The organism is Desulfovibrio sp. 1188_IL3213, from assembly GCF_036763145.1.
In the GTDB taxonomy this organism is placed as follows: Bacteria; Desulfobacterota; Desulfovibrionia; order Desulfovibrionales; family Desulfovibrionaceae; genus Desulfovibrio.
This window is the reverse complement of record NZ_JBAIYR010000067.1, coordinates 1-8,408: the sequence shown is the minus strand read 5'-3', so window position 1 is coordinate 8,408 and position 8,408 is coordinate 1. Positions and strand designations below refer to the sequence as shown.

Genomic DNA, 8,408 nt, shown 5'->3' with positions numbered 1-8,408 from the left:
TGCACAGCAGCACGCGCAGCCAGTTCATGCGCAGCTTGCCCTTGACCATCAATTCCACTTGCGGAATGCCGCTGCCGCTGATGAGCGGCTCCGCGCGCAAAAGCAGCACCGAAATGACAGCCAAAAGCAAAAGCCCGCCAAAAACGGCCAGGGCCATGAGGTGGTCGGCAAGGCCATGTCGGCCCACCGCCCCCACCAGCCAGAGCGTGATGGTATCGTTCAGATGCCGGAACAGGCCGACCACAGCCCCGGTGGCGCTGCCCACAAGCAGGGCCTGCACAATTATTCTGCCCAGGCCGGAAACGCCCATTGCGGTGAAATCACGCCTGATCTGGGGAAAAGGATTGCCTGTTTTCACTAACATACCCTTATTAGAGGCATTTTTTGCAGAATCTGCGGCCGGGCAAACGCGCCGCACATTGATGGAGCCAGCCGAAAACCACGTATCCCCGCAGGGATGGAAAAAAGCCCTTGCCCTGCCGGGGCCGGACCCGCGACACGCCGACGGTCAAACAAGGACAGGCCGGCAGCAGACCGGCGGCAGAACAACAGCAGGCGGACACGCCTGGCTGCCCGTTTTTATCTACAGCACTAAAATGCCGCCTGCCCGTTTTCCGATGGCAGCATGGGCAGTATGGCCGGAACAGGGAGGCTTTTCAAGTTATTGCATAAAATTTGTAAAAAAAGCTTGCCAATGTCGCGGCAAATGGGTACAAGACTTCTCCAGCGATGTGGAACACAAACCGCATCAAATGAGAGCCGAGGTAGCTCAGTTGGTAGAGCAGGGGACTGAAAATCCCCGTGTCGGCAGTTCAATTCTGTCCCTCGGCACCACAAAGAAATCAAGGACTTAGGTAGAAATACCTGAGTCCTTTTTTCGTTTGGGCAAAACCCTCTCCCCCACCTCTCCCCCGTCTGTTAGACAACAGATAAATAAGCGGGCGCGAAAGTTGGCACTGATTCGCGCGAAAGTTGGCATAAGCAGCCATGTAAAAAAGCGGGGTTTTTCCCCGCTTTTTGTGTCGTTATGCCGGATATGTGCAGCCTCATGATCCACAAACCCGCGAGCCAGAGCCAATAATTCCGGTTCACAATCCACGGGCAACGATGGCAGATAAATGACCCTGCCATTGGTGCAGGCGGTCTTTCCGCCAATGTGCACCTGCACCCCGTACTGCTCTCCCAGCACGGACGCCAGCAGAGGCAGGCAGCTAAGAATGTCTTTCGAGCGAATCATGGCACCTCACAATAAAAAAGCCCGACATGGAGCCGGGCCAGTGGTTCATCATTTTTCATGGTCTCATTCCGTAATAGTTCGCAAGTCATTCAGCATAGTGGGGAAGCGCCCCGCAGGCGGCAGTTCCAGCCAGCGGATGACAAACGCATACAACCTGTCCGAGTCTGCCCGGATTTTATGCCCATTGATCTGCAGAAACACCGAACAGGCAGCAAAGGCCGTCCGCTTGTTCCCGTCCACAAAGGGGTGGTTGATAAGCAGGCTTTCCAGCAAGGCGCAGGCTTCTTCCACAACATCCGTATAGTAGCCGCTCTGGGGCCGGTATGCAGCCGACTCCAGCCCGCCCATATCCCGAACGCCGGACGCGCCGCCATACCTTTCAACAAGGATGGCGTGCATACCCAGAATGTCGGCAACAGTCAGGTAATCCCGGCTCACTTTGCAAGCTCTTTATACAGGGCGTCGTGCTCAATCATGCTGACTTCAAGGGCGTCAAGCACGTGTCGCCGCGCCATGGGGCGTTTGCGATTCTCAATATAGGCGCGCACCGCATCTTCCAGCACGGCCTGAATCTGCCGTCCGTCCTCTTGCGCCACAGATTTAAGGCCTTCATAAAGATCGGGCTCCATCTGGCTGGCGAACTTGACCCGCTTTGCGGATGCCTGTGTCATGGCAATCTCCCTTTTTTTGAAGGCTACGAAGCCCATAGCTTTGCGTCAAGAAATTTCTTGATATCACCACAGCCCCAGGCAGCACTTGGCTATCTCTCACCAGCGGCGTTTGTCAGAAGCAGGATGATGGAACCAAAACTGCCGATTGCCGCTTAACATGGCGTACGAAATTGACGACCTATCTCGCTCCAGAGTTGATTTGCGTGGTCAAGGGCCGTATCCAGCATGGCCTGATTGAAACCATAGGGGCCGAACGTCGTTACCTCCTTCAGCGAAAGACAGAGCAGCCAGGCTTCCAGGCTCACTTCTCCAGCTTGTTTGGGCAACTGAAGGCCAAGCTGAGCATGGCAGAGTTGAGGAAAGGTCAGTTTGTCGTACAGAAGCGTACCGTCCCCGTCCGCAGGCTGAAGGCAGGCTTGCCCCAGGCTTGGGCCAGCAAGCCGATCTGCCCGTGCAGTTGCAGCAAGTGGGAATCGTGCGGACTGTCGGGTAGCTTGTCCGTACTTTTTACTTCCAGAATTCGTATGGCGTTGACGGGCGCACCCCAGGCCAGCACGAAGTCCAGGTGGGCCTTGATGGGTACGCCCTGATGCTGCCAGTTAATTTCAAGCTGGGGCAAAACATGCAGACCCAGCGACTCCAGCGCCTGCCCCACACCGGATTCAAACCAATGGCCCCGTTGCAGGATCAGCAGGCGCTCCAGGCTGTCAGCGGTGGGCACACTCCCAGTGCTGGCCGATGTCGCTCATACCCACATATGTGGACCTGTCACCCAGATGGGCGGTAGTGGTTTGTTGGGAGACAGCCTGAAGCCCTTGACGAATTAATGCCCGCAAACCTTCCGTGCGGTCGGTGTTTATCATGATTGCATCCCAATAAATATCCCCCGGCCTAGCCGGGGGTTTTTCATATGCGCCTGTAAGGCTCTCTTACCAGATGCGCTCTAGATGTAGAGTTTCTATAGGTTGTTCACCCTCCTAGCCTCGAAGCCGGAGGTTTCCTGCCAAGAGCCGTATGAAGACGCGAATAGTTGTAGTGATGCGTCCATATGGACAAGTTGGCTGTCCTTTTCCATGAGTGGGTGTACGTTTCGGCGTATGCCCACTCGTTCAATGCCGTCCTGATGAAGCGTTCCGCCTTACCATTGGTCTGTGGTCGGTAAGGCCGGGTGCGCTTGTGCTTTATGCCAAGCTCGCGGCAGGCATCGCGGAACTTCCAAGACTTGTAGCAAGCGCCATTGTCCGTAAGCACACGCTCCACTCTGATGCCGTGCGAGGCATACCAGGCAACGGCAAACCATAAAAACTCTATGGCCGACTCGGCGGTTTCATCCGGCAGTATGGCCGTATATGCTGCCCTGGAGGCGTCATCCACACATACATGCAAATATTCCCAACCTGGCCGCCGCCGACGCACTTGCCGCGTCCCCGCCTTCCTATGACCAACGCCATCAATTTTGCCGAGACGCTTGATGTCCAGGTGGAGCATCTGACCCGGCTTCTCCCATTGATAACGCCGTATCGGCTCTTTTTTCTCCAAAGAAGAAAGCCGGGAGCAGCCAAGCCTGCGCAAAGCGCGGAACACTGTACTGCGGCACAGACCAAGGCGTAGTGCGATTGCGTCGCCAGTCTGTCGTTTTTTCCTCAATTCAAAAATTTCACCAAGGTCCAGTTCCGTCAGACGATTTCTACAGCATCGAGGCCGGGAAGAGGCATCTGCCAAAGAAGCAACACCTCCTTCGCGGTACCGTTTCATCCATTTTCTGGCGGTTCGCAGGCTTACGCCAAATCCCTCCGCTACGGTGGCGGCGGGATTGTCCCGCATCCGGCGCACCATTTCTTCTCGACTACGAACCGTCAGTTTGGCATTCTTATGGCTGTTCACCCTTTCCCTCACTCGGTTTGCTGTTGTTTGGTAACTCCAGCTTTACCGATTTGGGGAGGGTGAACAACCTATAGAAACACTACAGCTAGAGCAGATTAACTTTGAGAATGTACATTCTCAAAGTTTAAGTCACGTTCGCTTCGATGCTTAACCGCGCAAGTAAATAGCTCTGCTGTCTTCATCCGTAACTTCCTTTGTCGTAACGGCTGAAGCAGCGTTTGCATCTTTGCGGCGGGCGACTGCTCACGCAGCCGCCAGAGCAATTTCAAAGTGAAATTGCTCTAAAAGTATCGAAAGACTGCGCCGTCAGCGCCGCAGCATCTTCTGCGTAAGCTGTCCGGCCACGTCCCGGCGGGAGTCGAATATCCAGTGGACATGCACTGCCGCTTCCAGCGGCTCGTATATGATGCGCCACGGGTGTTCATGAAGCTCGCGGTAGCGAGTAATGCCAACCACTTCAAGTTCTGGGGGGATGTTGCCGCGCTGGGGCAAGGTTTCCAGCGAGAATATGGCGGCTTCCAGCCTGCTCAGGATAGCGTGAGCTTGCTCCTGCCCGGCATGATCGGCCATATATGTATAGATGTCCCGCAAGTCTTGATCGGCCTCCGGGGCGAGCAGGATTTCCAAGGGCCGCTTGTCCGTAGGGAGTACCATTATTCGGCCTTGCGCCCTTCATGCCGCCGCAGGTCTGCAAAGACCTCCCGGGCCGGACGTCCTTTACCCGCCTCCAGGCTTTTTCCGGAAAGGCTCAGGGCTTTGAGCATGGCCAGCGTTTCCTGCATGCGTTCATATTCCTGAATGCCCATCAACACGGCCTTGGCCTCGCCATTTTGAGTGATGACCACGGGCGGGGCGGCATCTTCGCTGAAGGTACGGATGATTTCCGCCGCCTGCGCTTTGACCTCGCTGATAGGGCGTACTGCGGTGCTGAGTTGCATAGACACTCTCCTTTAACCAAATAAATACCAAATTCAGTTTTTTCGGTCAAGCTGTCCCTTGTCATACCGGTACGGATGCCAATCAATCTCCACAAGCCTGAAGCTTATTGCGCAGATAGGCCATCAATGCCGCCTTCGTGTATCCAATTTTTGCGCCGACGCGGACACGTTCGCGTGGCCCTTTCTTGAGGGCGTCTTCATTGCTCAGTGTTTTGGCCGAAATAAGGCCACCGGTGATCCGTGCCAGCTCTGCTCTGGAGACCATAGGGGGCAATGCCTTCTCAATGACCTTAAAGAACTCCTCCGTACCGATACCGGTATTTATCAGCCTGTCGCTATATTCAAAATCGTGACGCCAATGCTTCTGATACATATGGGACTCCTGCTTGCAGTATGGGCAGACAAAGGACGGAATGGGAAAGCATATGATTGCAAAAGGGGCTGTCACTGACAGCCCCTTTTGCTCTGATTGCCATCAAAAGCGTTAAAATGGAACGTCACCACTGCGGTCAGACTGCCCCATCAGCATCTTGATAATTTTGTCAGCATCCGCGCCACTGCACTGTTCCAAGGGCTTTCCTGTCAGATCACGGGAAATAGTATCGGCGGGTTTACCTTTTGCCAGTACCCGAATGTAGTTGACCTGCTTTTCGCTGATTGGCTTCAAGGAAGACGCATTACCCCTGGAAGGCGCACTCTGGTGTGTGCTGTCGGTCAGTGCCTTGTCGCCACGTATGCAGACCGGACTCGTCCGACATCAAGGCGTCCTTGAGCATGGCCTTCACATATTCAAGAAATCCGGCCTTCTGGTACCAGACTTCGCGTTTGACAAAAAAACGACCGGAAGGGCCGGTCTTTTCGCTGTCCCTATTGGCAAGGGTACGGGGGTTGACGATGCCGAAAGTCAGCTCGCGAACCTGCTTGCGGGGGAAGCAGGGGGCAGGCTTTCTTCCAGCAGCTTGAGGATATTCTGGGTCGGGGTGGGAGGCATGGCAGTGCTCCTGAGTGATGTCGCCAAGTGGCGCATCACATGGGGGAGCCATGTCAAAAAATACTTTGGAATGGACACACACGCATGCCTGAGCCCCCTTCGGGAGACCAGTCAAGGCGTCTACTGGAGCCACACTGGAGGCATTTTCATGCTACTTCGCGCGGGAGGCCCGGCATAGTGCCGCCCAGGCCGTACTTGTTGGCAAGGTGCGCACAATACCCACAAAAGTAACGTAATAATTTTATCGCTACTTCTTGCCTTCCAATTCAAGCAAAGCCTTTTGGGCGTCATCGCACCCTCCGAGCGCGGCCTTCCGCAGCCATTCTTGAGAGGCTTCAACATCTTTTTTCACACCAAACCCACTGCCATAAAGCAGACCAAGCAGATATTGCGCGTCAGCACAGCCTTTGTTTGCGGATTCTGTCAGCAGGGCAACACCCTTTTTTTCATCCTTTTCTGCGCCTTCTCCAGTCAGATAAGCACGCGCCAATTCGGCCTGCGCGGGCGCATACCCCTGTTCGGCAGCCTGCCGCATCCAGTAAAGGGCTTCAGAAATATCTTGCGATACGCCAAAGCCTCCTGTGCCGTAGAGCATGGCGAGCCCATACCGCACCTCCTCATCACCCTGCTTGGCGATGTTTCTCCACCACTTTGCGGCCTCCGCCCAATTGCGCTCCACGTTTTCAGCAAAATAATACATGCACCCAAGCAGATATTGCGCATCCACAAAGCCCTGCCCTGCGGCCTTACGAAGCCAGGCCACGCCCAGACCCGTATCTTTGGGTACGCCCTCACCGGCCATATAGCACGAGGAAAGCGCGGCTTACGCCTCCTTCAAGCCCTGATCCGCTGCCTTACGGAGCCATGCTGCGCCTGTGGCAGCGTCCTTGCCCACGCCGGAGCCTTGCATATATGCGGAACCCAAAAAAGCCTGGGCTTCTGCATAGCCATGGCTGGCAGCCTTGCTCCACCACTGGACAGCTTCTGCAGGATTTTTCTGCACACCAATGCCTGTCATATAGAAGCAGCCAAGAATATATTGCTCCTGGGCAGAACCGCTTTCGGCAGCCTTGCGTATTTCAGGCAACTGCGCGCGGTCTAATTCAAGAGCAATATCATTCTGATTGCATGTTGCACTTTCCTCTTTTGCATGCAGTGAATTTTGCCCTGCGTATGCGGTAATATCGCCTACACAGATTGAAGCAAGAAAAAAGAAAATGGCAATACAAAAACGCACTGCAACCCCCATATCAACAATGAGCTATATCGGCGATGAAAACCACCATAACCTGAGACTACCTTGATGCGTCAGAGCTTTATGCAAGTAAGAGTTTACTTCTTCGCCCAGAAATTCTCGCAGAATATGCTTGCATTACCACTGTGCCACGTCAATGTTTTTCAATCAATCCTGCAATGTTAATGCGTGGGATCAAAGATTCTCATGCTTATACCACAGCTTCTCTGGCCAATCACGCAACTTCACCAAAATGCCCGGTCTGCGCAAAGGGCATTTCTCATTTTTTTGCTGGCCCGACAGTCAGAATTTTCTACTGTAGTTATAACTATATTAATGATCTATAAAGTAAAATTTAGAATATTTTTCTAAAATAAAAATTTTATTTGAGTAAAATTTTTTTGCATACATGGTGATAATCAACGCAGATATCCCAGCAATACAGTAAAACACGCATCAAATTTTTATGCTTTTCGCACATTGAACACATTATTTTTCGTTATAAATAATAAATATATCTCTATAAAATAAAAATATATGATAAAAATACTGCCTGTTCCTTCTTCCGATGAATAGAATTTGCAAGGCGCTAAACAGAGCTATTTCTCATGTCTTATCAGCAGCTTCAAAATAATATATAAACAGATATAAAATCGCCCCACATAATCAAGAATCGCTGCCGCTAAAATAAATAATAAATTATATATTATAGTTATATGTTAGACTTCATAAAGGAGACATGCCATAAAAATATCACATATTCTGATTTTTACCATTGACAGTCCTAATAACAGGCATTATCAAAAAAGGGATGGGTTCTTCCCAGATCGTGAATCACAATTCGCTGATTCACCCACATGCCTCACCGCGATGCACTCTTTCCTAGAGTCAGAGGGGTCCCGACCCCTTAGAGACGTAAGCAATACGCCTACATACCTCTCCTTCCTCGCTTTCGGAATGCTCTTGCCGAGCGTTGCCGCCTATCAATAGATACAAGCTCATCATGGAGGCTCCATGCCTACTATCAATCTTTCACGACCTGTCCAAGGGCAGGAAACCATAGTCATTGCAACGGACCAAAACGCAACGTACGCCCTTGAATTTCCAACGGGCGACGCGACCATGTCGCGCGATGGCAATTCGCTGGTATTTACTTTCGAAGATGGCGCGGCCATCCGCATTGATGACTTTTACACCAGCTACCATGCCGAAAACATTCCTGAATTTGAAGTCGCTGGCAAAGTCATTTCCGGCGCAGAATTTTTCAGCGCCCTCGGCCCGGACCTCAGCCCTGCGGCTGGCCCGACCCCTGTGGAACGCTCTTCGCACTATGCTGAACATGGCGATTCCACTCTGACCTCAGGCCTCGACCACCTCGGCGGCCTTGACTACCGCACTGAAAACGCCGCCTTTTCCGACGGCCCCCAGCTTATGGACGGGCTCGGCTTCGCGC

At 52.9% G+C, this 8,408-nt stretch carries 14 protein-coding genes, 1 tRNA gene and 2 pseudogenes; 2 read left to right on the top strand and 15 right to left on the bottom strand.

Annotated elements, in window-relative coordinates:
* Positions 1–364: pseudogene (locus V6C16_RS05060) on the bottom strand (chloride channel protein); the annotation flags it as partial.
* Between the two features lie 394 nt (positions 365–758).
* Here V6C16_RS05060 and V6C16_RS05055 point away from each other — a divergent pair.
* Positions 759–834, top strand: a tRNA-Phe gene (locus V6C16_RS05055).
* 16 nt (positions 835–850) lie between these two features.
* On the opposite strand, the gene V6C16_RS05050 is transcribed toward V6C16_RS05055, so the two are convergent.
* The 14 genes and pseudogenes from V6C16_RS05050 to V6C16_RS04985 form a co-directional block, all read right to left on the bottom strand.
* Positions 851–1,237: a hypothetical protein gene (locus V6C16_RS05050; RefSeq protein ID WP_333534659.1), complete on the bottom strand. Its 387-nt coding sequence runs from the start codon at positions 1,235–1,237 to the stop codon at positions 851–853.
* A gap of 63 nt (positions 1,238–1,300) precedes the next feature.
* A complete protein-coding gene (locus V6C16_RS05045) occupies positions 1,301–1,675 on the bottom strand; it encodes a type II toxin-antitoxin system death-on-curing family toxin (RefSeq protein ID WP_333534661.1) in 375 nt (124 codons plus the stop codon).
* On the bottom strand, positions 1,672–1,908 hold the full coding sequence (locus V6C16_RS05040; RefSeq protein ID WP_333534662.1) for a hypothetical protein: 237 nt from the start codon (positions 1,906–1,908) through the stop codon (positions 1,672–1,674). The genes V6C16_RS05045 and V6C16_RS05040 overlap by 4 nt, the downstream gene beginning before the upstream one ends.
* Positions 1,909–2,272: 364 nt before the next feature.
* Complete coding sequence (locus tag V6C16_RS05035) at positions 2,273–2,629, bottom strand: hypothetical protein (protein WP_333534663.1); 357 nt, start codon at positions 2,627–2,629, stop codon at positions 2,273–2,275.
* A complete protein-coding gene (locus V6C16_RS05030) occupies positions 2,616–2,771 on the bottom strand; it encodes a hypothetical protein (RefSeq protein WP_333534664.1) in 156 nt (51 codons plus the stop codon). The genes V6C16_RS05035 and V6C16_RS05030 overlap by 14 nt, the downstream gene beginning before the upstream one ends.
* A gap of 106 nt (positions 2,772–2,877) precedes the next feature.
* Positions 2,878–3,792 carry an IS481 family transposase gene (locus tag V6C16_RS05025; protein ID WP_333542838.1) on the bottom strand — a complete coding sequence of 305 codons (915 nt, stop codon included), beginning with the start codon at positions 3,790–3,792 and terminating at the stop codon, positions 2,878–2,880.
* A gap of 306 nt (positions 3,793–4,098) precedes the next feature.
* Complete coding sequence (locus tag V6C16_RS05020; RefSeq protein WP_333536940.1) at positions 4,099–4,446, bottom strand: type II toxin-antitoxin system RelE/ParE family toxin; 348 nt, start codon at positions 4,444–4,446, stop codon at positions 4,099–4,101.
* Positions 4,446–4,730, bottom strand: coding sequence for a type II toxin-antitoxin system Phd/YefM family antitoxin (locus V6C16_RS05015; RefSeq protein WP_333536939.1), 285 nt, complete (start codon positions 4,728–4,730; stop codon positions 4,446–4,448). The genes V6C16_RS05020 and V6C16_RS05015 overlap by 1 nt, the downstream gene beginning before the upstream one ends.
* An 82-nt stretch (positions 4,731–4,812) precedes the next feature.
* Complete coding sequence (locus V6C16_RS05010; RefSeq protein WP_333536938.1) at positions 4,813–5,103, bottom strand: hypothetical protein; 291 nt, start codon at positions 5,101–5,103, stop codon at positions 4,813–4,815.
* Positions 5,104–5,214: 111 nt separating this feature from the next.
* Positions 5,215–5,397 carry a hypothetical protein gene (locus V6C16_RS05005; RefSeq protein ID WP_333536937.1) on the bottom strand — a complete coding sequence of 61 codons (183 nt, stop codon included), beginning with the start codon at positions 5,395–5,397 and terminating at the stop codon, positions 5,215–5,217.
* Between the two features lie 10 nt (positions 5,398–5,407).
* Entirely contained in the window at positions 5,408–5,773 is a 366-nt protein-coding gene (locus V6C16_RS05000; RefSeq protein WP_333536935.1) for a hypothetical protein, read from the bottom strand.
* Positions 5,774–5,968: 195 nt separating this feature from the next.
* Positions 5,969–6,448: a tetratricopeptide repeat protein gene (locus V6C16_RS14975; protein WP_442886183.1), complete on the bottom strand. Its 480-nt coding sequence runs from the start codon at positions 6,446–6,448 to the stop codon at positions 5,969–5,971.
* Positions 6,449–6,463: 15 nt separating this feature from the next.
* Positions 6,464–6,529, bottom strand: a pseudogene (locus V6C16_RS14970) (SEL1-like repeat protein); the annotation flags it as partial.
* A 15-nt stretch (positions 6,530–6,544) separates the two neighbouring features.
* Positions 6,545–6,970: a tetratricopeptide repeat protein gene (locus tag V6C16_RS04985; RefSeq protein WP_333542837.1), complete on the bottom strand. Its 426-nt coding sequence runs from the start codon at positions 6,968–6,970 to the stop codon at positions 6,545–6,547.
* 999 nt (positions 6,971–7,969) lie between these two features.
* Between V6C16_RS04985 and V6C16_RS04980 the strand changes: the two genes are divergently transcribed.
* Positions 7,970–8,408, top strand: a 439-nt coding sequence (locus V6C16_RS04980; protein ID WP_333542836.1) for a hypothetical protein, incomplete at its 3' end; no start/stop codon positions are given.

Bases quoted from the DNA above. Each gene is read 5' to 3' on its own strand.
- V6C16_RS05030 (WP_333534664.1), bottom strand. From the start codon at position 2,771: ATGATAAACACCGACCGCACGGAAGGTTTGCGGGCATTAATTCGTCAA.
- V6C16_RS05015 (WP_333536939.1), bottom strand. From the start codon at position 4,730: ATGCAACTCAGCACCGCAGTACGCCCTATCAGCGAGGTCAAAGCGCAG.
- V6C16_RS05050 (WP_333534659.1), bottom strand. From the start codon at position 1,237: ATGATTCGCTCGAAAGACATTCTTAGCTGCCTGCCTCTGCTGGCGTCC.
- V6C16_RS04985 (WP_333542837.1), bottom strand. From the start codon at position 6,970: ATGGGGGTTGCAGTGCGTTTTTGTATTGCCATTTTCTTTTTTCTTGCT.
- V6C16_RS05020 (WP_333536940.1), bottom strand. From the start codon at position 4,446: ATGGTACTCCCTACGGACAAGCGGCCCTTGGAAATCCTGCTCGCCCCG.
- V6C16_RS05000 (WP_333536935.1), bottom strand. From the start codon at position 5,773: ATGGCTCCCCCATGTGATGCGCCACTTGGCGACATCACTCAGGAGCAC.
- V6C16_RS05010 (WP_333536938.1), bottom strand. From the start codon at position 5,103: ATGTATCAGAAGCATTGGCGTCACGATTTTGAATATAGCGACAGGCTG.
- V6C16_RS05040 (WP_333534662.1), bottom strand. From the start codon at position 1,908: ATGACACAGGCATCCGCAAAGCGGGTCAAGTTCGCCAGCCAGATGGAG.